The organism is Streptomyces otsuchiensis, from assembly GCF_004305975.1.
Classification (GTDB): domain Bacteria; phylum Actinomycetota; class Actinomycetes; order Streptomycetales; family Streptomycetaceae; genus Streptomyces; species Streptomyces otsuchiensis.
Genome location: NZ_BHZI01000055.1, coordinates 1 through 24002 on the forward strand (window position 1 = coordinate 1; position 24002 = coordinate 24002).

Here is a 24002-nt window from a genome sequence, read left to right on the forward strand (position 1 = left end):
GGCCGGGCGGGGGCCGCCGGAGGGCGGCCGGGGTGGTTCGGCGACAGGCCCACGGGCAGGCAGCGTTGCTCAACATCCTTCGCGGAGAAGGGCGTTGAGACGACGTGCCGAGAACACTACGAACGGGGCGCCCGGCGGGTCCTCCACCGTCCGGGTGGCGTCGCACACCGCGGGGCGGGCAGGACCGGTACCCGGGGACGGGCGGTCTCCACCTCCGGTACCGGTGGCTCCCGGCTCAGACCCGGTCGAGCGGCCGGTGCGGTCCGTCGGGCAGTTCCACCACGATGCGGTCGCCCGGGCGCACCGTGCCGTCGGCGAGGACGACCCCCATGATCCCGGCCCTGCGCACCAGCGTGCCGTCGGGCTCCCGCCCGACCACCCGCTTCAGCAGTCCGGTGGCGAAGCCGTCGATCTGGTGGCACGGATTGCGCAGCCCGGTCACCTCCACCACCGCCTCGTCGCCGAGACGCAGCAGGGTGCCGACCGGCAGCCCGAGCAGGTCGATGCCGCGGGTGGTGACGTTCTCCCCCAGCTCACCTGGGCGGACGGTGAAACCGGCCTCGGCGACGTGGTCGAAGAGCTCCCGGTGGATCAGGTGCACCTGCCGCAGGTTGGGCTGCGAGGGGTCGCGGGCTACGCGCGAGCGGTGCCGGACCGTCTTTCCGGCGTGGACGTCCCCCTCGACGCCGAGCCCGGTGAGCAGCCTGATGTCGGCCCGGTTCGGCTTGCTGAACGAATACGCAGCGTTACTGCTGACCGCTTCCACTGTCCCGACCATGGTGGAGACCCCCTCCTCGGCGTGAAGCCCGGTATGACGACCGGATCGTCAGTCTAGGCGGCGCCCCCCGGACGGCTGCCGGGCGGTGGGGGGCGACGGAACCGCTGGTCGGAGGCGGCATTCGGAACCAGCGCTTCCGAATCCCGGCGGCCATGGGCCCCGGCCCGCCCCGGCGCCCGGCCGAGTGGCGGGCCCCGGGGACCGGTGGTCCGATGGGGGGATGCGATGGCAACTGCGAGTGGTGATAGGCGCGGCCGGAGCGGCACTGCTGCTGCCGGCCGCGGGCTCCAGCGCCTCGGCGGACGCGCTGGACGAGGACGAGCTGCGCCAGGCGCTGCTCGACCACATGGACTTCCCCGAGGACTGGGCCGTGGACAGCGCCGAGGCCGAGCAGCAACGGGGCATCGGGGTGCCCACCCCCCAGGACGAGGCATGCGGCGGCCTCTTCGACAGCAGCGCGCCGACCACCGCCAGCACCGGCTTCGCCCGGAGCTTCAGCGGCCCCTTCGTCACCACCACCGCCGCCGGTCACGGCGGCGAGGAGGAGGCCCGCGCCGCGATGGAGGACTTCCGGCGGGCGGGCGAGGAGTGCGACTCCTTCGAGTCCGTGGAGGGCGCGGGACACGGCCCCTCGGAGCTGACGGTGGTCTACCGCAGCGGCGAGGCTGACACGGTGACCATGGACGACTCGGTCGCCGACGAGGTGGCCTCGGTCCGCTTCGAGCGCGAGCAGGAGAGCGAGCAGGCCCCGGAGGTCCTCGCCGAGGCGGCGCTGGTGCGCGTCGGCGAGCACACGGTGATGGTCGCGCAGGCGGGCCGGGACGACCCCGGCACCGGTGACCTCAAGCCCATGGTGGAGCGCGCCGTCGAGAAGCTCCAGGACGTGGCGGACGGCCGCACCCCGGAGCCCCCGTCCGGGATCTCCGGCACCGACCTCTGACCGGCCCCTGCCCGCTCCCGACCGGCCGCGGAGGGCGCCGCCCACCGCGGCCGGGACCCGGGCGGCGCCGGCGGTCCCGGAAGTAAGCTCGGTCCATGACTGACGCCCTGGACCCCGAGGACCGCAAGATCATCACCCTGGCCCGGAGCGCCCGCGCCCGGAACCGGGTGCCGGAGGGCGCGGCGGTCCGTGACGACATGGGCCGGACCTACGTCGCCGGCACGGTGGCCCTCCCCTCGCTGCGGCTCAGCGCCCTGCGCACCGCCGTGGCGATGGCCGTGGCCAGCGGAGCGGCCTCCCTGGAGGCGGCGGCCGTGGTGTCCGAGGCCGCGGAGCTCCCGGCGGAGGACCTGGCCGCCGTCCGCGACCTCGGCGGCGAGGCCACCCCCGTCCTGCTGGCCGGTACCGACGGCGAACTCCGCACCACCCGCACCGCAGGCTGAGCCCGGGCACGGCACAGGCGGGCGGCGGCGTGACCTCGGCGGTGACCGGCGGCGTGGCCGGGGCGGTGACGGGTGGCGTGACCGGCGCGCCGCGGCACCCCCGGCATCGGGGAGAATGGCCCGCATGACTGCTTCCCCCGCCACCCCCGAGGCCGCGCACCGCTCGGGTTTCGCCTGCTTCGTCGGCCGCCCCAACGCGGGCAAGTCGACCCTGACCAACGCGCTGGTGGGGACGAAGGTCGCGATCACCTCCAACCGGCCGCAGACCACCCGGCACACCGTGCGCGGCATCGTGCACCGGCCGGACGCCCAGCTGATCCTGGTGGACACCCCCGGGCTGCACAAGCCGCGCACCCTGCTCGGCGAGCGGCTCAACGACGTGGTGCGCACCACCTGGGCCGAGGTGGACGTGGTCGGTTTCTGCCTCCCCGCCAACCAGAAGATCGGACCGGGCGACCGCTACATCGCCAAGGAACTCGCCTCCATCAAGCGCACCCCGAAGATCGCCGTGGTCACCAAGACCGACCTCGTCGACCCCCGGGCCCTCGCCGAGCAGCTGATCGCCGTGGACCAGCTCGGCAAGGAGATGGGCATCGAGTGGGCGGAGATCGTGCCGGTCTCCGCCGTCGCCGACCAGCAGCTGGAGCTCCTCAGCGACCTGCTGGTGCCGCTGCTTCCCGAGGGCCCCCTGCTCTACCCGGAGGGCGACCTCACCGACGAGCCGGAGCAGGTCATGGTGGCCGAGCTGATCCGGGAGGCCGCGCTGGAGGGCGTCCGCGACGAACTGCCGCACTCCATCGCCGTGGTCGTCGAGGAGATGCTGCCGCGCGAGGACCGGCCGGCCGACAAGCCGCTGCTCGACATCCACGCCAACCTGTACATCGAGCGGTCCAGCCAGAAGGGGATCGTCATCGGTCCCAAGGGCAAGCGGCTCAAGGACGTCGGCACGACCTCCCGCCGCCAGATCGAGGCGCTGCTGGGCACGCCGGTCTTCCTGGACCTGCACGTCAAGATCGCCAAGGACTGGCAGCGCGACCCCAAGCAGTTGCGCCGCCTCGGTTTCTGAGCGGAGGCCGCGGCCCCCCCGGCGGGAGCCGCAGGAGCGCCTTCTAGCCGGGCGGGCGGTGGTTGGCCAGTGCGGTGCGGGAGGTCCAGTAGCAGAGGATCATCCCGAACACGGACGGGAAGATCGCCAGCGGCAGCATCGTCGGCTCGCTCCAGGGCACCAGCACCAGCGCCAGCCCGGCCACCGCGGGCAGGGCGGCGCCGATGACCATCCACGCCACCGGTGAGCTGTGCCGGGCGACCCGGACGAGCATCGAGTGCAGGTGCCCGGGGACACGGTGCCGGACACGCAGCAGCCACAGGCCCACGACGGTCAGGATCAGCGCCGCCGCGACCAGCCGGGGCACCAGGGCGCCCGGCGCCGGGGTACGGCCCTGTCCCGCGCCCGAGGACGCGGCGCCGATCAGCCCGACGAACAGACCCAGCAACCCGATCCACCGGCTCTTCGCGGCGAGGTTCCAGAGCATCACCTGCAGGTTGAACCGCGAGTTCGGGTCGTCCGCGTCCGAGGCCGCCGCACCCGCGAAGGCGTCCAGCGCGTCACCGAAACGCCGTCGGCGGCTCCGGAAACGGCCGGTCCACAGCGCCCCGATGGCGTTTCTGGCCTCGGCGTTGGCCGGGTCGATCTCCAGGGCCCTGCGGAAGCAGCTCTCCGCCTCCTCGCGCCGGCGGAGGCTGTACGCGATCTGCCCCGTGAGCAGATGCGGATCCGCCTCCGCCGGAGCCAGCCCGACCGCGACCCGCGCCGCCGCCAGGGCGTCCTCCAGCCTGCCGGGCACACCGGCCAGCACCCGGGCCAGGATCAGGTGGTTGCGGTGGTTCTGCGGTGCCAGCCGAACGGCCTGACCGGCTGCCCACTCGGCCGCCGGCAGGTTGCCGGCGCGGGCCTCGGCCAGCGCGCGGATCTGCCAGGAGGACGCGTTCTCGCCGTCCTGGGACAGCGCCTGGTGGGTGCTGTGGAGGGCACCGGCCGCGTCGCCCGCCTCGATCTGGGTGACCGCGAGCAGCCGCCACGCCCCCGCGTGCTCCGGCTCCGCCGCCAGCGTCTCGCTGAGCAGCGGGACCGCCTCCGCGGTGCGTCCGAGTTCGACCAGCGCCTGGGCCCGGGCCAGCCGGCCGTCGACGGGCGTCTCGCTCACAGTTTCCGCGCCCGCTTCAGGAAGTGCAGCAGCTCGTCGTAGGTCCCGCCCTCGTTGGAGAACATCGCGACATGGCGGGCGGTGGCGAACCAGGGGTCCGTGGAGGGCCGCACCTCCTTGGCCGCCGTCAGCAGGTCCTTCATCGAGATCATCCGCACCTCTCCGGACCGGGCCGAGTCCATCAGCGCCCGTTCGGCGGCCGCCTCGCACAGGTGGGCCAGGTCCGCCCCGGACAGCCCCTCGGTTCGCCGGGCCAGCTTGCCGAGATCCACCCCGGTGATCGGGCGGTTCCGCAGGTGGTAGCTGAGGATCGCCTCCCGCGCGGGCTGGTCCGGCGGCAGCACCAGCAGCATCCGGTCGAACCGGCCCGGGCGGCGCAGCGCGGTGTCGACGTCCCACGGATGGTTGGTCGCGCCCAGGACGAACACGCCGTCGTTGGCCGAGCCCGTGACGCCGTCCAGTTCGGTGAGCAGCTGGTTGACGGTGTTCCGCATCCCGGAGTTGCGGGTCATGCTGCGCTTCGCGCCGAGGGCGTCCAGCTCGTCGAAGAACAGGACGCACGGTGAACTCCGCCGGGCCGTCTCGAAGATCTCCCGGATGTTCCGCTCAGAGTTGCCGATGTACATGTCCAGGATGTCGCTGATGCTCACGGAGAGGAAGTTGGCCCCCAGCTCGCCCGCCACCGCGCGCGCGATGAACGTCTTGCCGCACCCGGGCGGGCCGTAGAGCAGCAGCCCGCCGCGCAGACTCTTGCCGTAGAGCTTGCGGAGTTCGGGGTTGCGCAGCGGCGCCAGGAACGCCGACTCCAGCCGGTCCTTGACCTCCTGCATGCCGCCGACGTCGTCCAGACGCAGGTCGGCGCTCCGTTCCACCTCCCAGTCGCCGCCACTCCCACCGCCGTCGGCGCGCAGCGGCTCCTCCAGCCGGGGGCCGCCCTCGTCCTCGTCGTCCCGGCCGGAGGACTCGACGAAGCGGGGCTCCACCACGTCGGCCATCTCCTGCTCGGCGCTGCGCCAGTCGAAAGGCCGCGCGGACGGAGCGGGCTCGGGCGCGGACGGGGCGGGCACGGAAGGCTCCGGGGGCGCGGCGTCAACGGGCTCCGGCGCGGGCCGGGCGGCGACCGGAATCACCGGGACGGCGGGTTCGGTGGCCGTCGGCCGTGCCTTCACCGTCGGGACGACCGGCTCCTGAGCGGGTTCGGCGGCCACGGCCGGCTCGGCGGGCGGCGGCTCGGCCGCGACCGGGGCGGGAGGAGCAGGGGCAGCGGGAGGAGCGGCAGGAGCGGGAGTCCCCACCGCTCGTGCCATCAGCTCACGGGCCTCGGCGACGTCCGGGGCTGCCTGGAGCACCCGCGCGAGGTGACCGATCGCCTCCGTCTGCCGTCCCTCGTCGAGCAGCAGACCGGCGAGGTGCAGCCGCAGCGGCACATCGTCCGGAGCTGCCTCGACGGCATTGCTCAGGCTGCGTATCAGGGGCGATTCCTCTGGCATGACGGCATCCTACGGGCGCCCTGGAACAGCTCCGCCGCAGCTCCGTATCAGGGCTGTCTCAGCCGGCCGGGGCCTGGCGGGACCCCTTCCGCCACGCCCCGCGCGGATGCGGCACGGCCCGGGCGGGTCAGCCGCGGCGAGGCAGCGGCACCCGCAGCAGATCGCGGGCGACCGTCAGCTCGCCGTCGAAGCCCGCCGCGCGCGCCTGGTGGCCGAAGACCGCCGGGTCGGGATAGCGCTGGCTGAAGTGGGTGAGCACCAGGTGCCGTACCCCGGACTCCGCCGCGACCCGGCCCGCCTGACCGGCGGTCAGATGGCCGTGCTCACGGGCGAGCGCGACGTCCTCGTCCACGAAGGTCGACTCGATCACCAGCATGTCGCACCCCTCGGCCAGCGCGAAGACGCCGTCGCACAGCCGGGTGTCCATGACGAACGCGAAGCTCTGCCCCGGACGCGGCCGGCTGACCTCCGCGAGGGTGACGCCCCGCAGGGACCCCTCGCGCTGGAGACGTCCCACGTCCGGTCCGTGCACGCCGTGGGCGGCGAGCCGGTCCGGCAGCATCCGTACCCCGTCGGGTTCGGTCAGCCGGTAGCCGTAGGCGTCGACCGGGTGGGAGAGGCGGGCGGCCTCCAGGGTGAACGTGCCCGTCCGCGCCACCGGCAGCAGCGCCGCGCCTCCGTCGGCGGTCCGCCCCGCGTCGTCCGCCACCGCCGGTGCGCCCACCGGCCGCTCCGCGATCCGGACGGTCTCCCGGTACGCGGTGGCACGGCGCAGCCGGTCGTAGAAGTGCTGCCCCGAGGCCGGGTAGTGGGCGGTGACCGGGTGCGGGACCCGGTCCAGGTTGATCCGCTGGATCACCCCCGCCAGCCCCAGCGAGTGGTCGCCGTGGAAGTGGGTGACGCAGAGCCGGGTCAGGTCGTGCGCGCTGACCTGCGCGAGCAGCATCTGCCGCTGGGTCCCCTCACCGGGGTCGAAGAGGATGCCCTCGTCGTCCCAGCGCAGGAAGTAGCCGTTGTGGTTGCGGTGGCGGGTCGGCACCTGGCTGGCCGTCCCGAGCACCACCAGTTCGCGTGCTGACACCGGCGGCGCGTCAGCCGGGAGGCCAGGCCAGACCGCGCCCGGCGAGGACGTGGGCGTGGGCGTGGAACACCGTCTGGCCCGCTCCGGCACCGGTGTTGAACACGATGCGGTATCCGGTGCCGGCCACCTTCTCCTCCTCGGCGATCTGCCCGGCGACGGTCAGCACGTCGGCGGCGACCGCGGGCTCGGCGACCGCGAGCGCCACCGCGTCCGGGTAGTGCGCGCGCGGAATGACCAGCACATGGGTGGGAGCCTGCGGGTTGATGTCCCGGAAGGCGAAGGTCGTCTCCGTCTCCCGGACCACCGTCGCGGGGACCTCGCCGGCCACGATCTTGCAGAACAGGCAGTCCGCCTGCGGTTCTCCAGCCATGCACGGGATGGTACCGGCTGCGCGGGGCCGGGGTGGATGTCGCACGACGGGCTCGGTGCCCACCGCGCGTGCGGTGGGCACCGAGCCCGTCACCATGGCCCGACACACCGTCAGGAAACATGCGTCACCCGGGGCGGTCGTGGCCTCGCGGCGGCTACGGCAGCTCCGGCAGGCCGGGCGGCTGCAGGGCCGGGGTGTGCTCCAGCGCCGCCAGCGCCAAGCGGATGCCCTCGTCCAGCTGCGGGTCGCGCCCGGCGACCCAGTCCTGCGGCGGGATGGGGATCTCGATGTCCGGCTCGACACCGTAGTTCTCCACGCCCCAGTCGTGCCCCTTCAGCCAGATGGCGTACTTGGGCTGGGTGGTCCCGGTGCCGTCGACCAGCGAGTACCGCATGTCGACGCCGATGACGCCGCCCCAGGTCCGGGTGCCGACGACCGGCCCGAGCTTCAGCGTCTTGATCGCGGCCGTCACCATGTCGCCGTCGGAACCGGCGAACTCGTTGCTCAGCGCCACGATGGGCCCCCGCGGGGCGTCGGACGGGTAGCTGTCCGGCTCCGCGTCGCGCGGCAGGTCCCAGCCGATGATCCGCCGGGCCAGCTTCTCGATCACCAACTGCGAGGTGTGGCCGCCGCCGTTCTCCCGGACGTCGACGACCAGCCCCTCACGGCCGACCTCGGTCCGCAGATCGCGGTGGAGCTGCGCCCAGCCGGAACTGATCATGTCCGGGATGTGCAGGTAGCCGAGCCGCCCGCCGGACCGCTCGTGCACGATCTCCCGGCGGCTGCGCACCCAGTCGTGGTAGCGCAACGGCGCCTCGTCGTCGATCGGGACGACCACGGTCTGCCGCCGTGCGCCGCCGTCCCCGGGGTCCACGGTCAGCTCCACCGCCTGGCCGGCGGTGCCGGACAGCAGCGGCGCGACCCCGGCGGACGGATCGACCGGCCTGCCGTCGACCGCGACGATCGCGTCGCCGGCCCGGATCGCCACGCCGGGCGCGGTCAGCGGGGAGTGGGCCTTCGGGTCGGAACTCTCCGAGGGCAGCACCCGGTCGACGCGCCAGCCGCCGTCCTCGTGACGGGAGAGGTCGGCGCCCAGCAGGCCCTGTCGCCGGGCGGCGGCGGTGTGGCGCCCCCGGGGCATGATGTACGCGTGCGAGGCGTACAGCTCGCCGACGACCTCCCACAGCAGGTCGACCAGATCGTCGTGGGTGGCGACCTGCTCGACCACCGGCCGGTACTCCGCGAGGACCGCGTCCCAGTTCCGGCCGCCCATGTCGGCCCGCCAGAAGTTGTCCCGCATCAGCCGGCCGCACTCGTCGAACATCTGCCGCCACTCCGCGGCCGGATCGACGGTCAGACGCACCCGCGAGAGGTCGACGCGGACGTTGCGGTCGTCGTCGTTCTCCAGCTTGTCGGCGTCCGCGTCGGCCGGGACCAGCCGCAGCCGCCCGCGGGCGCGCAGCAGGACGTGCCGCCCGTCCCCGGTGACCTCGTAGTCGTCGGCCCGCTCCGTGACCGTGCCGGCCTTGCGGCGACCCAGGTCATAGCGGCGCAGGGCGGTGTGGGGGGTGTCCTCGGCATCCGCGTAGGAGGTGCCGAGCACCCCGCTGACCGGGTGCTGCAGCCAGAGCACGCCGCCGGAGTAGGCACGCAGCAGGCTGTAGCGGCCGGCGTCGACGGGGAAGGGCACCGCGCGGTCGGCGAGCCCCTCGAAGTCGATGCGGGTGGGCGGCGGGGTCGTGCCGCCGGAGGCGCCGGCACCGTCCTCGGCCGCGCCGTCGTTCTCCGCTTCTCCGGTGGGCCGCGGGGTGTCGTCCGCGTCGTCGCCGGCTCCCGACGGCCGGCCGTGCGGCTGCGGGCCGAACGGCGAGAGGGTGTGAGCCGCGAGGGTCAGCAGGTGCGGACGGGAGGCGGTGGTGAAGGTCAGGTCGAAGACGTGTGCGTCGTAGACCGGGTCGAAGGTGCGCTCGGAGAGGAACGCGAGATGCTTGCCGTCCTGGGTGAAGGCGGGCGCGTAGTCCTTGAAGCGGAGCGGCGTGGCCTCCCGCACCGTGCGGTCGCCGATGTCGGCGATCTTCAGCTGGCGCAGCGGGTCGGGGCCCGGATGGGACCAGGCGAGCCAGCGGGAGTCGGGGGAGAACGCGAGACCGTCCGCGTCACCGTGCCGCGACCGGTCCAGCTCCGCGACCCTCTCGTCGGCCAGGGTGACCAGCAGGACGCGCCCGTCGTGGGAGGCGACGGCGGCATGGGTGCCGTCCGGGGAGACCTGGAGTTCCAGGACCCGGCCCAGTAGCCCGCCGGCCAGCAGCCGTGGTGGGGCGGCGTCCGGTCCGGGCGCGGCCGGCCCCACGGCCAGGGCGTCGTCGCCCTCGGCGTCGGTCACCCACACCACCTGGTCGACCGCCACCCCGTCGTCGCCCTCGACACGGAAGGCGCGGGGCAGCCGGGCACGGACGCCGGGCTCCGCGGAGAGCGGCCGGACCGGTCCCTCCCGGTGCGTGACCCAGTGGACGGTGCCGCGTGTCTCGATGGCGCTGGCCCGGCCGGAGTGGTCGGGGGCGAGCGCGCCGAGGTGAGCGGCGGCGCGGACGGGGTGGGGCTGACGGGCGGTGCGCTGACCGGTGAAGCGGAACTCCGGGCGGCGCGGCTCGGCACCGTCGAGGTCGTCGAGCACCCACAGCACGCCGCGGCGGGCGTAGACGACGCGCTCGCCGTCGGTGGCGGCCTGGCGGGCGTAGCCGCCGTCCAGCGGGGTGTGCCGGCGCAGGCCGGTGCCGTCGGGCAGTGAGGAGTAGACGGCACCGGTGCCCTCGTGGTCGGAGAGGAAGGCGACCCGGTCACCCACCCACATCGGCCATTCGAGATTGCCGTCGAGGTCGGCGTGGAGGCGGTGGAACCGGCCCGACCCTTCGGTGTCGATCCACAGCTTGCCGGCGGTACCGCCGCGGTACCGCTTCCAGCGGGCCGCGTCGCGACCCCGGCTCTGTCCGGCGGAGACGAGCAGCGCGGCGCCGCCGGGCCCGGGGGCGGCGCCGCCGACCTGGCCGTAGGGCAGCCGCCGCGCCGGTGAGCCGTCGGCGGGCACCGCGTGCGCCCAGGTGCGGCGGGCACTCGCCTGCCCATGGGCGGTGACGACCAGGATCTCGTCCGGCCCTCCGTCCACGCCGGGCAGCCAGTCCCGGACCGCGGTGGAGGGGTTGCCCCAGTGGGTCAGCCGGCGGGCGAGCCCACCGTCCACCGAGGCCACGTGCACTTCGGGCTCGCCGTCCCTCGTGGACGTCCAGGCGATGAGGCTGCCGTCCGGGGATATGCGGGGCGAGGAGGCGGGGACCTGGTCGGCGCTGACCCGCCAGGCGCGCCCGCCGTTCAGCGGGGCCGCCCACACGTCGTCCTCGGCGACAAAGGTCAGCACGTCCCCGCGCAGGTGGGGATGGCGAAGGTAGGAAGGTGAGTTCACCCGCTCGACCCTACGAGCCGGACACGCCCGGGCCAAGAGGGTTTCGCGACCTCGGCAACCCGTTCGGACGAGCATTCGGGTTGGTGCCGGGCGGCGCCGCCACCTCGCTGTTAGCGTGCCAGAGCAGGGCGCGCCCCCAGCGTGAAGGGAAAGGCGCGCGCTCCCCCGTACCCGGACGGAGAAGAGGCGGTCAGATGTCCGCACAGCCTCGGGAGCAGTGGAGCACCCGCACGGGATTCCTGCTCGCCGCGATCGGCTCGGCCGTGGGGCTGGGGAACATCTGGCGCTTCCCGGCGGTGGCGTACGAGAAGGGCGGCGGCGCGTTTCTGCTGCCGTACCTGATCGCCCTGCTGACGGCGGGCATTCCCCTGTTGATCCTGGAGTACACGATCGGGCGCAGGTACCGGGCCTCGGCGCCGGGTGCCTTCCGGCGCATGTGGCGGCCGGCTGCTGCGATCGGCTGGTGGCAGGTGGCGGTCTGCTTCGTGATCGCGTCGTACTACGCGGTGATCCTCGCGTGGGCGGTCCGCTACGTGGGCTTCTCCTTCACCGAGAGCTGGGGCGACGACCCTGACGGCTTCTTCAGCTCCTTCCTGGAGACGGCGGAGTCACCAGGCACCATCTCGTCCTTCGTGCCCGGTGTCGCCTGGACACTCCTGGCGGTGTGGCTGAGCGCGCTGGTGATTCTCGCTCTGGGAGTGCGGCGCGGGATCGAGCGGGCGAACAAGATCTTCATTCCGCTTCTGGTCGTGTTCTTCGTTGTCCTGGTGGTGCGCGCGCTGACTCTGGACGGCGCGACGGTCGGCCTGGACGCCTTCTTCACACCGGACTGGGGCGCGCTCAGCGACGGAAGCGTCTGGGTGGCCGCTTACGGCCAGATCTTCTTCTCCCTCTCCATCGGCTTCGGCATCATGATCACCTACGCCTCCTATCTGGGACGTCGTGCCGACCTGACGGGCTCAGCGCTGGCCGTCGGCTTCTCCAATTCCTCCTTCGAGCTGCTGGCGGGCATCGGCGTCTTCGCCACCTTGGGATTCATGGCGACCCGGTCGGGACTCGCGGTCGACGAAGTCGTGAGCGAGGGCGTCGGGCTGGCGTTCGTCGCGTTCCCGCAGATCATCTCCGAGATGCCGCTCGGCGCCTTCTTCGGCGTGCTCTTCTTCGGCAGCCTGGTCTTCGCGGGGCTGACCTCGCTGATCAGCATCGTGCAGGTCATCGTCTCGGCGGTGGAGGAGCACACCGGGATGGGCCGGATCCGGACCGTCGTCTCCGTGGGCATCGCGCTGACCGTCGTCTCCACCGGGCTGTTCGCGACCGATGGCGGCCTGTACCTGCTGGACGCCGCGGACCACTTCATCAACGCCTACGGAGTGGCCCTCGCCGCACTCGTTTCGCTCATCGTGGTGTCCTGGGTGCTGCGGCGACTGCCCCGGCAGCAAGCGGAGGCCGACGCGACGTCGAGCGTCCGCCTGGGGGTGTGGTGGCGGCTGTGCCTGGGTGTGGTCACACCGCTCGTCCTGGGCTGGATGATGGTCGACAGCCTGCGTCAGGAGCTGTCCCGGAACTACGAGGACTACCCGACCTCGTTCCTGCTGTGGGCGGGCTGGGGTGTCGCGGGCGCCGCCCTGCTGGCGGGGGTCCTGCTGTCACTCCTTCGCCGGCCCCGCGATCGTCCCGGCAACGGCCCCGGCGACGACGTACCCCAGCCGGCGGGCACGCCGCCCGACGTACCGCGGGTGCCGCCGCGCATCGAGGACGCCCCCGAGCACGGCCGCCAGGGCCGAGGGCCGGGCCCCCGTCCGGCCGACGACGGAACGTCGGAAGAGAGCAGCTGATGTCCACCAGCGCCGTCATCATGATGATCGTCTCGATCGCCCTGGTCTGGGGCGGGATGATCACCGCACTCATCAACGTGTACCGGTTCCCGGACATGCAGCGCGAGGACTCGGAAGCGACGACCGCACCCCGGTGACCGCCGCGCCGGACATCGCGCGGGCGGGCCTCAGTTCCAGCGGCCGGAGCGCGTGAGCAGCACCGCCGTCGCGGCGGTACCCGCCGTCGAGGTGCGCAGCACACTGCGGCCGAGACGGCAGGGCCGCGCCCCCGCGCCGGTCAGCTCGGCCAGTTCGTCGGCGCCGATCCCGCCCTCGGGGCCCACCACCAGGACCACCCGGCCGGACTCGGGAAGCGGGGTGGTCGCCAGCGGTTCGGCACCCTCCTCGTGCAGCACCACGGCCAGATCGGCGGCGGCCAGCACCGGCAGCAGCTGCCGCGTGGACAGCGGACCGGCGACCTCGGGGAACCGCAGCCGGCGGGACTGCTTACCGGCCTCACGCGCCGTCGCCCGCCACTTCGCCAGCGCCTTGGCGCCCCGCTCGTCCTTCCAGCGGGTCACACAGCGGGCGGCGGCCCACGGGACGACGGTGTCCGTACCGGTCTCCGTCATCGTCTCGACCGCCACCTCGCCCCGGTCCCCCTTGGGCAGCGCCTGCACGACGGTGACGGTCAGCGCCGGCTCCGGTTCCTTCAGCAGCTCCCCCACGGTGACCCGCAGCCGGTCCTTGCCCGCCGCCTCCGCGACCACGGCGCGCACACCGGCGCCCAGGCCGTCGGTGAGCACGACCTCCTCGCCGGCCCGGAGCCTCTTCACCGAGACGGCGTGCCGGCCCTCGGGCCCCTCCAGCCAGAGGTCGCCGCCGACCTCCGCCTCGGCGACCGACGGGTGGACGAATACCGGTGCCGTCATGGCGCAGCGCTCCGGGTGGCTCGCGGGGGCGGGATGCCCGCCGCACGGACAGGGGACACGGCGGTCACGCACCGACAGGCGCCGACCGACGCGGAGAGCCGCCCCGCCGTGGACGCCGAGGCGTCCGCGCGCGGGGCGGCCCGATGGTACTCAGCGCCCGTTGAAGGCGTCCTTGAGACGGCTGAACAGGCCCTGCTGACCCGGCTGGAACTGCCCCGAGGGGCGCTCCTCGCCGCGCAGCTCGGCCAGCTTCCGCATCAGCTCCTCCTGCTCGGCGTCGAGCTTCTGCGGCGTCTGCACCTCGACGTGGACGATCAGGTCGCCCCGCCCGTTGCCCCGCAGATGGGTCACGCCGTGGCCGTGCAGCGGAATCGACTGGCCGGACTGGGTACCGGGCCGGATGTCGATGTCCTGAACGCCGTCCAGCGTCTCCAGCGGCACCTTGGTGCCCAGCGAGGCGGCCGTCATCGGCACCGTCACCGTGCAGTGCAGGTCGTCGCCACGCCGCTGGAACATGTCGTGCGGCTTCTCCCGGATCTCCACGAAGAGATCACCGGGCGGCCCGCCGCCGGGGCCGACCTCGCCCTCGCCGCCGAGCTGGATCCGGGTGCCGTTGTCCACACCGGCCGGGATCTTCACCGTCAGCGTGCGGCGCGAGCGGACCCGGCCGTCACCGGCGCACTCCGGGCAGGGGGTCGGCACCACGGTGCCGAAGCCCTGGCACTGCGGGCACGGGCGGGAGGTCATCACCTGGCCGAGGAAGGAGCGGGTCACCTGCGAGACCTCACCCCGGCCCCGGCACATGTCGCAGGTCTGCGCGGAGGTGCCGGGCGCGGCACCCTCGCCGTCACAGGTGTTGCACACCGTGGCGGTGTCGACCTGGATCTCCTTGGTGGTGCCGAAGGTCGCCTCGTTGAGGTCGATCTCCAGCCGGATCATCGCGTCCTGGCCGCGCCTGGTCCGGGACTTCGGGCCGCGCTGTCCGGCCGTCCCGAAGAACGCGTCCATGATGTCCGAGAAGTTGCCGAAACCGCCGCCGAAGCCCGCCTGACCGGCGGCGCCGCCCATCGGGTCGCCCCCGAGGTCGTACATCTGCTTCTTCTGCGGATCGGAGAGCACCTCGTAGGCGGTGTTGATCTCCTTGAACCGCTCCTGCGTCTTCGGGTCCGGATTGACATCCGGGTGCAGCTCACGCGCGAGTCGGCGGAACGCCTTCTTGATCTCGTCCTGCGAGGCGTCCCGCTGCACGCCAAGGACCGCGTAGTAGTCAGTCGCCACTTATTTCTCCGCGAGAATCTGTCCGACGTAGCGTGCCACCGCGCGCACTGCTCCCATCGTTCCGGGGTAATCCATCCTGGTCGGTCCGACCACGCCGAGCTTCGCCACGGCCTCGTCCCCAGAACCGTAGCCGACCGTCACGATCGAGGTGGACGTCAGTCCCTCATGGGCGTTCTCCCGGCCGATGCGCACGGTCATCTCCGGGTCGCCGGCCTCACCCATCAGCTTGAGCAGCACCACCTGTTCCTCCAGTGCCTCCAGCACCGGACGGATGGTGAGGGGGAAGTCGTGGCCGAAGCGGGTGAGATTGGCGGTGCCGCCGATCATCAGCCGCTCCTCGGTCTCCTCGACCAGGGTCTCCAGCAGAGTGGAGAGCACCGTCTGCACCAGACCGCGGTCGTCGGCGTCGAAGGACTCCGGGAGGTCCTGGACCAGCCGCGGCACCTCGGTGAAGCGCTCACCGGCCACCTTGGCGTTGAGACGGGCGCGCAGGTCGGCCAGGGAGTTGTCGCCGAACGGCGCGGGGCAGTCCACCACACGCTGCTCCACGCGGCCCGTGTCGGTGATCAGCACCAGCATCACCCGGGCCGGAGCCAGCGACAGCAGTTCGACATGGCGCACCGTCGACCGTGACAGCGACGGGTACTGGACGACCGCGACCTGCCGCGTCAGCTGAGCCAGCAGCCGCACCGTCCGCCCGACCACGTCGTCGAGGTCGACCGCGCTGTCCAGGAAGCTCTGGATGGCCCGCCGCTCCGGGGACGAGAGCGGCTTGATGTCGGCCAGCTTGTCGACGAACAGCCGGTACCCCTTGTCGGTGGGGACCCGGCCCGCGCTGGTGTGCGGCTGCGCGATGTAGCCCTCGTCCTCCAGCGCCGCCATGTCGTTGCGGACCGTCGCGGGCGAGACCCGCAGATCGTGCCGCTCCGTGAGCGCCTTGGAGCCGACGGGCTCCTCCGTCCCCACGTAGTCCTGGACGATCGCCCGCAGCACCTCAAGCCTGCGTTCACTCAGCATGCCGCGCACCTCCCGTCCGGCCGTCCTCGCTCGGCTCACTGGCACTCGTCAACCCTGAGTGCCAGTTTCCCTGCATCAGTGTACGGCCGGGTAGCACCGTCGGGGAAAGGGCGGCCCGTACCGAATCGCGCGCGAATCCGGCCGCCGTCGGGCCCGCTGGGGTTAACGTCCCGGTATGGAGCGGACTTGGGAAGACCTCGGGCCGGGCGTCGTGCGGCGGCGCCTCCCCGGCTGGGACGAGACGGTCGGGGCGGTCGCCGGCGAGGACGCCGTCCTCGTCGTCGACACCGGCGCCGCCACCACGGACGCGCTGCGCCGCCGGCTGTCGGAGATGTTCCGGCCGCCGGTCCGGCATGTGGTGATCACCCACCCGCACTTCGACCACATCCTGGGCACCGGCGGCTTCCCCGACGCTCGGACCTACGGCGCCGTCGGACTCGGCGCCCTCCTCGCCGGAGGCGGCCGGGAGGCGCTGGCCGAGGACGCCGTGCGGCACGGCGCGGCCCCCGGGCCGGCCCACGCCGCTGCCGCGGCACTGCACCGCCCCGACCACGAGGTCTCCGGCGAGCTGGTGGTGGAGCTGGGCGGACGCCGCGTGGTGCTCGTCAACGTCGGGCCCGGCCACACCGGCCACGACCTGGCAGTTCTGGTGCCGGACGCCGGGGTCGTCTTCTGCGGAGACCTGGTCGAGGAGTCGGGCGAGCCGCAGGCGGGCCCGGACGCCCACCCGGCCTGGTGGCCGGCCGCCCTGGACCGGCTCCTCGCCCTCGGCGGCGAGGACGCGGCCTACGTCCCGGGTCACGGCGCGGTCGTCGACGCCGCGTTCGTCCGGGCCCAACGCACCTCACTGGCACGACGCTTCGGCGAGGACACGGGCCACGCGGACGGCCACGCGCACCGCCCCGGCGCAGGCGGCGCCACGTAAGCTCTGGCTGGTGCGCAGCAGAGAGTACGGACCCGATCTGACCCCGCCCTGGAAGAGGCGGAAGCCGGCCCCCGAGGTACCCGCCGACCGCGACCTCGTGGTCGAGGAGGTCACCACCGGTTTCTGCGGCGCCGTGGTGCGCTGCGAGAAGACCGCGGAAGGCCCCACCGTGACCCTGGAGGACCGCTTCGGCAAGCATCGCGTCTTCCCGATGACGCCTTCCGGCTTCCTGCTGGAGGGCCGCCCGGTGACCCTGGTACGGCCGGCCGCCGGCCCCGCCCGCACCGGCCCCGCCCGCACCGCGTCCGGCTCGATCGCCGTCCCGGGCGCCCGGGCACGGGTCGCCCGCGCCGGCCGGATCTACGTGGAGGGCCGCCACGACGCGGAGCTGGTCGAACGGGTCTGGGGCGACGATCTGCGGATCGAGGGCGTCGTCGTGGAGTACCTGGAGGGTGTCGACGACCTTCCCGCGATCGTCGCCGAGTTCGCCCCCGGACCGGATGCCCGCCTCGGCGTCCTGGTCGACCATCTGGTGCCCGGCTCCAAGGAGTCCCGGATCGCCGAGCGGGTCACCGGCGACGACGTGCTGGTGGTGGGCCACCCCTACATCGACATCTGGGAGGCGGTGAAACCCGCCTCGGTCGGCATCGCCGCCTGGCCCCGGGTGCCGCGCGGCCAGGACTGGAAGACCGGCGTGTGCCGCTCGCTGGGCTGGCCCGAGAACACGGGCGCCGCCTGGCAGCGGATCCTCGGCCGCGTCCACTCCTACAAGGACCTGGAACCGGCACTGCTGGGCCGGGTCGAGGAGCTGATCGACCATGTGACGGCGGCGCCCTGAGGCGGGGCGCGCCGAGGCGGGGGCGGTCGGGAGCGGCGGAGGCCCGGAGCGGCGGTCAGTCCACCATGTCGCGGACCAGCGCGTCCGCCAGCAGCCTGCCGCGCAGCGTCAGCACGGCCCGGCCGGCGGCATGCGCCGCCGGGTCGAGCAGGCCGTCGGTGACCGCGCGGGCCGCGACAGCCGCACCGGCGGGCGCCAGCAGCTCCAGCGGGCAGCCGTCGGACAGCCGCAGCTCGAGCATGACGCGCTCCACCCGGCGGTCCTCGGCCGACAGCACCTCACGGCCCACTCCCGGTGAGCGGCCCCCGTTCAGCGCCGCCGCGTACGCGGCGGGGTGCTTCCCGTTCCACCAGCGGACCCCGCCCACATGGCTGTGGGCGCCCGGCCCGGCCCCCCACCAGTCGGCGCCGCGCCAGTACAGGTCGTTGTGCCGGCAGCGCCCGGCGTCGGTCGTCGCCCAGTTGGAGACCTCGTACCAGGAGAACCCGGCCGCGGTCAGCGCCTCCTCGGCGATCAGATAGCGGTCGGCGTGCTGGTCCTCGTCGGTCGGCGCGATCTCCCCACGCCGGATGCGGCGGGCCAGCCCGGTGCCCTCCTCCACGATCAGGGAGTAGGCCGAGATGTGGTCCGGCCCCGCGCCGAGCGCGGCGTCCAGCGTGGCCCGCCAGTCGTCGTCGGACTCCCCCGGCGTGCCGTAGATGAGGTCCAGATTGACGTGGTCGAAACCGGCCGCCTGCGCCTCCGCCACGCACGCCTCGGGACGACCGGGGGTGTGCGTACGGTCCAGGACCTTCAGCACATGTGGCCGGGCGGACTGCATCCCGAACGAGACCCGGTTGAAGCCGCCCTCGCGCAGCGCCGCCAGGTAGGCGGGGTCGACGGAGTCCGGGTTGGCCTCGGTGGTGACCTCCGCGTCGTCGGCGAGGCCGAACTCCTCACGGATCGCCGACAGCATCCGCACCAGATCGGCGGCGGGCAGCAGAGTCGGCGTGCCGCCACCCACGAAGACGGTCCGCACCGGGCGCGGATCGTCCCCCAGCACCTTGCGGGCGAGCCGGACCTCCTCCACCAGATTGGCGGCGTAGGTGTCGCGGGAGGCCAGCGTCACCTCCCGGCCGGAGCCACGACGCAGCTCGGCGGCGGTGTAGGTGTTGAAATCGCAGTAACCGCAGCGGGTCGCGCAGTACGGCACATGGAGATAGAAACCCAGGGGGCGGCCGGCCGCGCCGTCGAGGGCTTCGGGCGGCAGCGAGCCGTCTTCGGGCACGGCTTCGCCGTCGGGCAGTGCGGAGGGCATGCGCCCATTGTCCCGCACCGCGCCCCCGGACGCGGACGGCAACCCCCGGGGGCGGGCACCGGGCGTGCGGCTGTGTCCGGTTGCACACGGCCGCACGCCGCCTCCCGATGACCGGGGGCGGCGTGCGGTGGCGCGTGCGTCGGTTGTGCGTGCGCGGTGGTGCGGTAGTGCCTGGTACGGGGTACGTGGTGGGCCGGGTCAGGCGACGCGACTGCCCGCGTACATCTCGTCGATCAGGTGGCTGTACTCCTTCTCCACCACCGGCCGCTTGAGCTTCAGGCTGGGGGTCAGCTCACCGTGCTCCACGTCCAGGTCGCGAGGCAGCAGCCGGAACTGCTTGATCGTCTGCCACTTCTGCAGACCGTCGTTGAGCTGCTTCACATAGCCGTCGATCAGCGCGGTGGTCTTCGGGTCGGAGACGATCTCCTCGTAGCTCTTGCCCTCCAGGCCGTTCTCCGCCGCCCAGGCCGACAGCGCCAGCTCGTCGAGCGCGATCAGCGCCGAGCAGAAGTTCCGGGACGCGCCGATCACCAGGATGTTGGAGACGTAGGGGCACACGGCCTTGAACTGGCCCTCGATCGCGCTGGGGGCGATGTACTTGCCGCCCGACGTCTTGAAGAGGTCCTTCTTCCGGTCGGTGATCCGCAGGTACCCGTCGTCGGACAGCTCACCGATGTCACCGGTGTGGAACCAGCCGTCCTCCTCCAGCACCTCGGCCGTCTTCTCCGGGAGGTTGTGGTACCCCTCCATCACACCCGGGCCGCGCAGCAGCACCTCGCCGTCCTCCGCGATCCGCACCTCCAGGCCCGGCAGCGCCTTGCCGACGGTGCCGATCCGGTAGGCGTCGCTGGGGTTCACGAAGTTCGCGGCGCTGGTCTCGGTCAGCCCGTAGCCCTCCAGGATGTGGATGCCGGCACCGGCGAAGAAGTAACCGATCTCGGGCGCGAGAGCGGCCGAACCGGAGACGGTGCCCCGCATCCGTCCGCCGAAGCGCTCCCGCAGCTTGCTGTAGACCAGCTTGTCGGCGATGCCGTGCTTGATCCGCAGCCCGAGCGGAGCGCTCGCGGTACCGGTCCGGCGGAAGTTCTCCTGCGTGACCTTGGCGTACTCCTTGGCGACCTCGGCCGCCCACAGGAAGATCTTGTACTTGGCGCCACCGGCGTCCTTGGCCTTGTTGGCCGCGCCATTATACACCTTCTCGAAGATGCGGGGCACCGCGGCCATGTAGGTGGGCTGGACCACCGGCAGGTTGTCGATGATCTTGTCCACCCGGCCGTCGACCGCCGACGCGTGACCGACCTTGATCTGGCCCGCCAGCAGCGCCTTGCCGAAGACGTGCGCCAGCGGCAGCCACAGGTACTGGATGTCGTCGGCGTGCAGCAGCTCCACACCGGCGATGGCGTGCCCCATGTACGACCAGGAGTCCTGCCGCAGCCGGACGCCCTTGGGCCGGCCGGTGGTGCCGGAGGTGTAGATGACGGTCGCCAGCTGCGTCGGCTGCTGCGCGGCGACCGACTCCTTGACGCTCTCCGGGTGCTGCTCCAGATACCGCTTGCCCCGCTCGGCGAGGTCCGCGAGGGAGAGTACCCAGCCCTCGGGGTCGCCCTCGGCCGGTACGGCGTCAGCGGTCTCGATCACGATCACATGGGCGAGTTCCGGGAGTTCCGCCCGGCGCTCACGGGCCTTGGCGAGCTGCGCGGCGTCCTCCGCGATCAGCATCCGGCTCCCGGAGTCCTTCAGGATGAACGCCGTCTCCTCCGCGTTGGTCTGCGGGTAGACGGTGGTGGTCGCGGCGCCCGCGCACAGCACGCCCAGGTCGGAGAGGATCCAGTCGACCCGGGTGCTGGAGGCGATCGCGACCCGCTCCTCGGGCCGGATCCCCAGATCCATCAGACCGGCGGCGATGGCGAAGACGCGTTCGGCCGCCTCGCCCCAGCTGTAGCTGCGCCAGTCGTCGGGCCCGTCCCCCTTCGTCGCGACGGGGTACCGGTACGCCTCCTTGTCGGGAGTCGCCTCGACCCGCTCCAGAAACAGGTGCGCCATCGACGGCGGACGGTTCTCGATCGGGTTCTGCTTATCGCTCACGACTTCCTCCGGGCTCCGCACTGCACAAGGTCCGGCCCAACGGCCAACCCACAAGTAACCTCAAGTTGCGCTCACACTAGAGGGGACCACGCTCAGGCGTAAGGGTGTGAACTCTCCGAGATCAGGCTGTGGCCTGGCCGTGCCCTGTCGTGTCACCCATGGCCAGAGCATGCGCCGCGCGCCGCCGGGGCCGACCGCACGTCCACCCGAATCGCCCACGCGCGCAGCGCCCCCACACCGTCCGGTGCGGGGGCGCTCGAACACCGGACGGAAGCCCGGCCGGCCGCGGTCTCCGCCGCCACTCCTACTTCTACTGCTCGGCATTCACCGCTAGGCATTCACCGCTCGGCCCCTACTTCTCGGCCCCTACTTCTTGGCCTTGCCGCCGTCGGCCGGGCCGTCCGAGTCGGAGGACAGCGCGGCGATGAACGCCTCCTGCGGCACCTCGACGCGGCCGACCACCTTCATCCGCTTCTTGCCCTCCTTCTGCTTCTCCAGCAGCTTCCGCTTACGCGAGATGTCGCCGCCGTAGCACTTGGAGAGCACGTCCTTACGGATGGCACGGACCGTCTCACGCGCGATCACCCGCGACCCGACGGCCGCCTGGATCGGCACCTCGAACTGCTGGCGCGGAATCAGCTCCCGCAACTTGCCGGCCATCCGGACGCCGTAGGCGTACGCCTTGTCCTTGTGGACGATCGCGGAGAACGCGTCCACCTTGTCGCCGTGCAGCAGGATGTCGACCTTCACCAGGTCGGCGGACTGCTCACCCGTCGGCTCGTAGTCCAGCGAGGCGTAGCCGCGGGTCTTGGACTTCAGGGCGTCGAAGAAGTCGAAGACGATCTCCGCCAGCGGCAGGCTGTAGCGCAGCTCCACCCGGTCCTCGGAGAGGTAGTCCATGCCGTTCATGGTGCCGCGCCGCGTCTGGCACAGCTCCATGATCGCCCCGATGAACTCGCTCGGCGCGATCAGCGTGGCGCGCACCACGGGCTCCCGCACCTCCGCGATCTTCCCCGTGGGGAACTCACTCGGGTTGGTGACGGTGTGCTCGGTGCGGTCCTCCATCGTGACGCCGTAGACCACGTTGGGCGCGGTGGCGATCAGGTCCAGCCCGAACTCGCGCTCCAGCCGCTCCCGCACCACCTCCAGGTGCAGCAGGCCGAGGAAACCGACCCGGAAGCCGAAGCCCAGGGCGGCGGACGTCTCCGGCTCGTAGACCAGCGCCGCGTCGTTCAGCTGCAGCTTGTCGAGCGCCTCACGAAGATCCGGGTAGTCCGAACCGTCCAGCGGATAGAGACCGGAGAACACCATGGGCTTGGGGTCCTTGTACCCGCCCAGGGCCTCGGTCGCGCCGTTCTTGAGCAGCGTGATCGTGTCACCGACACGGGACTGCCGGACGTCCTTCACCCCGGTGATCAGGTAACCCACCTCACCGACGGCCAGACCGTCGGCCGCCTTCATCTCCGGCGAGTTGGCGCCGATCTCCAGCAGCTCGTGGGTGGCGCCGCTCGACATCATCTGGATGCGCTCGCGCTTGCCGAGCCGGCCGTCCACGACCTTCACGTAGGTCACGACACCGCGGTAGGAGTCGTAGACCGAGTCGAAGATCATCGCGCGGGCGGGCCCGTCCGCGTCGCCCGTCGGCGCCGGGACCTTGCGCACGACCTCGTCCAGCAGCTCGGCGACACCCTCGCCCGTCTTCGCCGAGACGCGCAGCACGTCCTCCGGCTCGCAGCCGATGAGGTGCGCCAGCTCCGCCGCGAACTTCTCCGGCTGCGCGGCCGGGAGATCGATCTTGTTCAGCACCGGGATGATCGTCAGGTCGTTCTCCATCGCGAGATAGAGATTGGCCAGCGTCTGCGCCTCGATGCCCTGCGCCGCGTCCACCAGCAGCACACAGCCCTCACAGGCGGCCAGCGACCGCGACACCTCATAGGTGAAGTCGACGTGCCCCGGGGTGTCGATCATGTTCAGGATGTGCGACGTGTCGTCGTGGTCCCACGGCAGCCGCACGGCCTGGGACTTGATCGTGATGCCCCGCTCCCGCTCGATGTCCATCCGGTCGAGGTACTGGGCGCGCATCTGGCGCTGCTCGACCACCTCGGTCAGTTGCAGCATCCGGTCGGCAAGGGTCGACTTGCCGTGGTCGATGTGCGCGATGATGCAGAAGTTACGGATCACGGCCGGGTCGGTGCGGCTCGGCTCCGGCGCATTCGAAAGGGTCGTCGCGGGCACGCGGGGTCCTGTCCGGTGAGGCTCGGTGAGTCAGCGACTCGTTGGGTCAAGGAACTGTGGCGAGTCAGGAAACTGGGGCGATACGTCGCCCCCATCGTCCCATGCCGCGAGCCGGGCGGGCCGCCGGGGAAGCGGGGCTCCTCCCCGTTCGAGGCCGATTGTGAGCCGCGCACCCGCCACTGGTACTCTGGCTGACTGTGCCTCCCGCTGCTCATCGGCCGGGGGCACTCACGGTGGGCCACCGGCCCGGCGGACCGCCGGGGCGATGCCTCACCGCATCACCGAATCTTCCGAACCTGCAAAGGCTCATTCGTGGCGAACATCAAGTCCCAGATCAAGCGGATCAAGACCAACGAGAAGGCCCGTCTGCGCAACAAGACGGTCAAGTCCGAGCTGAAGACCGCCGTGCGCGCCGCGCGCGAGGCCATCGCCGCGGGCGACGCCGAGAAGGCCACCGCGGCCGCGCAGGCCGCCGGCCGCAAGCTGGACAAGGCCGTCAGCAAGGGTGTCCTGCACAAGAACAACGCCGCCAACAAGAAGTCGGCGCTGGACGCGCAGGTCGCCTCTCTCAAGGCCTGAACCACCGCTTGACCCGCCGGTCCGGACCCCGCGGCCCCTCTCTCCGCGCCGGACGGCGGTCGGCGCACCGCACACGCCCAACGTTCGCCACGTGGGTGCGGTGCACACAACGGAACACAGCCAAGGCCCCGTGCCGCCCGATCCCCCTGGGCAGCCGGGGCCTTCGCCATGCGCGGCGCCGTGCTGCCGGGCCGCCACCCTGTCTGGAGGGGCGGCGGCGTGGGCAGCGGGGGCGTCAC

20 protein-coding genes are annotated in these 24002 nt (G+C 72.5%); 8 read left to right on the plus strand and 12 right to left on the minus strand.

Annotated elements, in window-relative coordinates:
• Nucleotides 1-235 precede the first annotated feature (235 nt).
• Nucleotides 236-778 (minus strand): MOSC domain-containing protein, encoded by a 543-nt coding sequence (locus E0D90_RS07815; protein ID WP_174856162.1) that lies wholly within the window; start codon nucleotides 776-778, stop codon nucleotides 236-238.
• Between the two features lie 220 nt (nucleotides 779-998).
• On the opposite strand from E0D90_RS07815, the gene E0D90_RS07820 reads away from it, so the two are divergent.
• From E0D90_RS07820 to era, 3 genes are all read left to right on the plus strand, one after another.
• Nucleotides 999-1718 (plus strand): hypothetical protein, encoded by a 720-nt coding sequence (locus E0D90_RS07820; protein WP_130797136.1) that lies wholly within the window; start codon nucleotides 999-1001, stop codon nucleotides 1716-1718.
• A 95-nt stretch (nucleotides 1719-1813) separates the two neighbouring features.
• Nucleotides 1814-2161, plus strand: coding sequence for a cytidine deaminase-like protein (locus tag E0D90_RS07825; RefSeq protein WP_130797137.1), 348 nt, complete (start codon nucleotides 1814-1816; stop codon nucleotides 2159-2161).
• A gap of 124 nt (nucleotides 2162-2285) precedes the next feature.
• Nucleotides 2286-3227, plus strand: coding sequence for a GTPase Era (era, locus tag E0D90_RS07830; RefSeq protein ID WP_130797138.1), 942 nt, complete (start codon nucleotides 2286-2288; stop codon nucleotides 3225-3227).
• Nucleotides 3228-3270: 43 nt separating this feature from the next.
• On the opposite strand, the gene E0D90_RS07835 is transcribed toward era, so the two are convergent.
• From E0D90_RS07835 to E0D90_RS07855, 5 genes are all read right to left on the minus strand, one after another.
• On the minus strand, nucleotides 3271-4365 hold the full coding sequence (locus tag E0D90_RS07835; protein ID WP_170214937.1) for a tetratricopeptide repeat protein: 1095 nt from the start codon (nucleotides 4363-4365) through the stop codon (nucleotides 3271-3273).
• Nucleotides 4362-5855 carry an ATP-binding protein gene (locus E0D90_RS07840; RefSeq protein ID WP_130797140.1) on the minus strand — a complete coding sequence of 498 codons (1494 nt, stop codon included), beginning with the start codon at nucleotides 5853-5855 and terminating at the stop codon, nucleotides 4362-4364. The genes E0D90_RS07835 and E0D90_RS07840 overlap by 4 nt, the downstream gene beginning before the upstream one ends.
• 127 nt (nucleotides 5856-5982) lie before the next feature.
• Nucleotides 5983-6936: a ribonuclease Z gene (locus tag E0D90_RS07845; RefSeq protein WP_130797141.1), complete on the minus strand. Its 954-nt coding sequence runs from the start codon at nucleotides 6934-6936 to the stop codon at nucleotides 5983-5985.
• 10 nt (nucleotides 6937-6946) lie between these two features.
• Nucleotides 6947-7306 (minus strand): histidine triad nucleotide-binding protein, encoded by a 360-nt coding sequence (locus E0D90_RS07850; protein WP_130797142.1) that lies wholly within the window; start codon nucleotides 7304-7306, stop codon nucleotides 6947-6949.
• 154 nt (nucleotides 7307-7460) lie between these two features.
• On the minus strand, nucleotides 7461-10763 hold the full coding sequence (locus E0D90_RS07855; RefSeq protein WP_227870070.1) for a S41 family peptidase: 3303 nt from the start codon (nucleotides 10761-10763) through the stop codon (nucleotides 7461-7463).
• Nucleotides 10764-10957: 194 nt separating this feature from the next.
• Here E0D90_RS07855 and E0D90_RS07860 point away from each other — a divergent pair, with 194 nt between their 5' ends.
• A complete protein-coding gene (locus E0D90_RS07860) occupies nucleotides 10958-12598 on the plus strand; it encodes a sodium-dependent transporter (RefSeq protein WP_130797144.1) in 1641 nt (546 codons plus the stop codon).
• Nucleotides 12598-12735 carry a methionine/alanine import family NSS transporter small subunit gene (locus E0D90_RS07865; protein WP_130797145.1) on the plus strand — a complete coding sequence of 46 codons (138 nt, stop codon included), beginning with the start codon at nucleotides 12598-12600 and terminating at the stop codon, nucleotides 12733-12735. Before E0D90_RS07860 ends, E0D90_RS07865 begins: the two co-directional genes overlap by 1 nt.
• Before the next feature lie 30 nt (nucleotides 12736-12765).
• Here E0D90_RS07865 and E0D90_RS07870 read toward each other — a convergent pair whose 3' ends face one another.
• The 3 genes from E0D90_RS07870 to hrcA all read right to left on the minus strand — a co-directional run bounded on the left by E0D90_RS07870 (nucleotide 12766) and on the right by hrcA (nucleotide 15804).
• Nucleotides 12766-13509, minus strand: coding sequence for a 16S rRNA (uracil(1498)-N(3))-methyltransferase (locus E0D90_RS07870; protein ID WP_130797146.1), 744 nt, complete (start codon nucleotides 13507-13509; stop codon nucleotides 12766-12768).
• 150 nt (nucleotides 13510-13659) lie between these two features.
• Nucleotides 13660-14787 (minus strand): molecular chaperone DnaJ, encoded by a 1128-nt coding sequence (dnaJ, locus tag E0D90_RS07875; protein ID WP_103503833.1) that lies wholly within the window; start codon nucleotides 14785-14787, stop codon nucleotides 13660-13662.
• On the minus strand, nucleotides 14788-15804 hold the full coding sequence (gene hrcA, locus E0D90_RS07880) for a heat-inducible transcriptional repressor HrcA (RefSeq protein ID WP_103503832.1): 1017 nt from the start codon (nucleotides 15802-15804) through the stop codon (nucleotides 14788-14790).
• A 175-nt stretch (nucleotides 15805-15979) separates the two neighbouring features.
• Here hrcA and E0D90_RS07885 point away from each other — a divergent pair, with 175 nt between their 5' ends.
• Entirely contained in the window at nucleotides 15980-16729 is a 750-nt protein-coding gene (locus E0D90_RS07885) for an MBL fold metallo-hydrolase (RefSeq protein ID WP_130797147.1), read from the plus strand.
• 10 nt (nucleotides 16730-16739) lie between these two features.
• Complete coding sequence (locus E0D90_RS07890) at nucleotides 16740-17567, plus strand: DUF3097 domain-containing protein (protein WP_130797148.1); 828 nt, start codon at nucleotides 16740-16742, stop codon at nucleotides 17565-17567.
• Between the two features lie 55 nt (nucleotides 17568-17622).
• Here E0D90_RS07890 and hemW read toward each other — a convergent pair whose 3' ends face one another.
• From hemW to lepA, 3 genes are all read right to left on the minus strand, one after another.
• The gene (gene hemW / locus E0D90_RS07895; RefSeq protein WP_130797149.1) at nucleotides 17623-18864 is read right to left on the minus strand and encodes a radical SAM family heme chaperone HemW; all 1242 of its coding nucleotides are present in this window, start codon (nucleotides 18862-18864) and stop codon (nucleotides 17623-17625) included.
• Between the two features lie 198 nt (nucleotides 18865-19062).
• Nucleotides 19063-20949 carry an AMP-dependent synthetase/ligase gene (locus E0D90_RS07900; RefSeq protein WP_103503828.1) on the minus strand — a complete coding sequence of 629 codons (1887 nt, stop codon included), beginning with the start codon at nucleotides 20947-20949 and terminating at the stop codon, nucleotides 19063-19065.
• A gap of 366 nt (nucleotides 20950-21315) precedes the next feature.
• The gene (gene lepA, locus E0D90_RS07905) at nucleotides 21316-23184 is read right to left on the minus strand and encodes a translation elongation factor 4 (RefSeq protein WP_130797150.1); all 1869 of its coding nucleotides are present in this window, start codon (nucleotides 23182-23184) and stop codon (nucleotides 21316-21318) included.
• A gap of 312 nt (nucleotides 23185-23496) precedes the next feature.
• On the opposite strand from lepA, the gene rpsT reads away from it, so the two are divergent.
• Nucleotides 23497-23763: a 30S ribosomal protein S20 gene (gene rpsT, locus E0D90_RS07910; RefSeq protein WP_103503826.1), complete on the plus strand. Its 267-nt coding sequence runs from the start codon at nucleotides 23497-23499 to the stop codon at nucleotides 23761-23763.
• Nucleotides 23764-24002 lie beyond the last annotated feature (239 nt).

Bases quoted from the DNA above. Each gene is read 5' to 3' on its own strand.
- E0D90_RS07815 (WP_174856162.1), bottom strand. From the start codon at position 778: ATGGTCGGGACAGTGGAAGCGGTCAGCAGTAACGCTGCGTATTCGTTC.
- E0D90_RS07820 (WP_130797136.1), top strand. From the start codon at position 999: ATGCGATGGCAACTGCGAGTGGTGATAGGCGCGGCCGGAGCGGCACTG.
- E0D90_RS07825 (WP_130797137.1), top strand. From the start codon at position 1,814: ATGACTGACGCCCTGGACCCCGAGGACCGCAAGATCATCACCCTGGCC.
- era (WP_130797138.1), top strand. From the start codon at position 2,286: ATGACTGCTTCCCCCGCCACCCCCGAGGCCGCGCACCGCTCGGGTTTC.
- E0D90_RS07840 (WP_130797140.1), bottom strand. From the start codon at position 5,855: ATGCCAGAGGAATCGCCCCTGATACGCAGCCTGAGCAATGCCGTCGAG.
- E0D90_RS07850 (WP_130797142.1), bottom strand. From the start codon at position 7,306: ATGGCTGGAGAACCGCAGGCGGACTGCCTGTTCTGCAAGATCGTGGCC.
- E0D90_RS07860 (WP_130797144.1), top strand. From the start codon at position 10,958: ATGTCCGCACAGCCTCGGGAGCAGTGGAGCACCCGCACGGGATTCCTG.
- E0D90_RS07865 (WP_130797145.1), top strand. From the start codon at position 12,598: ATGTCCACCAGCGCCGTCATCATGATGATCGTCTCGATCGCCCTGGTC.
- E0D90_RS07870 (WP_130797146.1), bottom strand. From the start codon at position 13,509: ATGACGGCACCGGTATTCGTCCACCCGTCGGTCGCCGAGGCGGAGGTC.
- hrcA (WP_103503832.1), bottom strand. From the start codon at position 15,804: ATGCTGAGTGAACGCAGGCTTGAGGTGCTGCGGGCGATCGTCCAGGAC.
- E0D90_RS07885 (WP_130797147.1), top strand. From the start codon at position 15,980: ATGGAGCGGACTTGGGAAGACCTCGGGCCGGGCGTCGTGCGGCGGCGC.
- hemW (WP_130797149.1), bottom strand. From the start codon at position 18,864: ATGCCCTCCGCACTGCCCGACGGCGAAGCCGTGCCCGAAGACGGCTCG.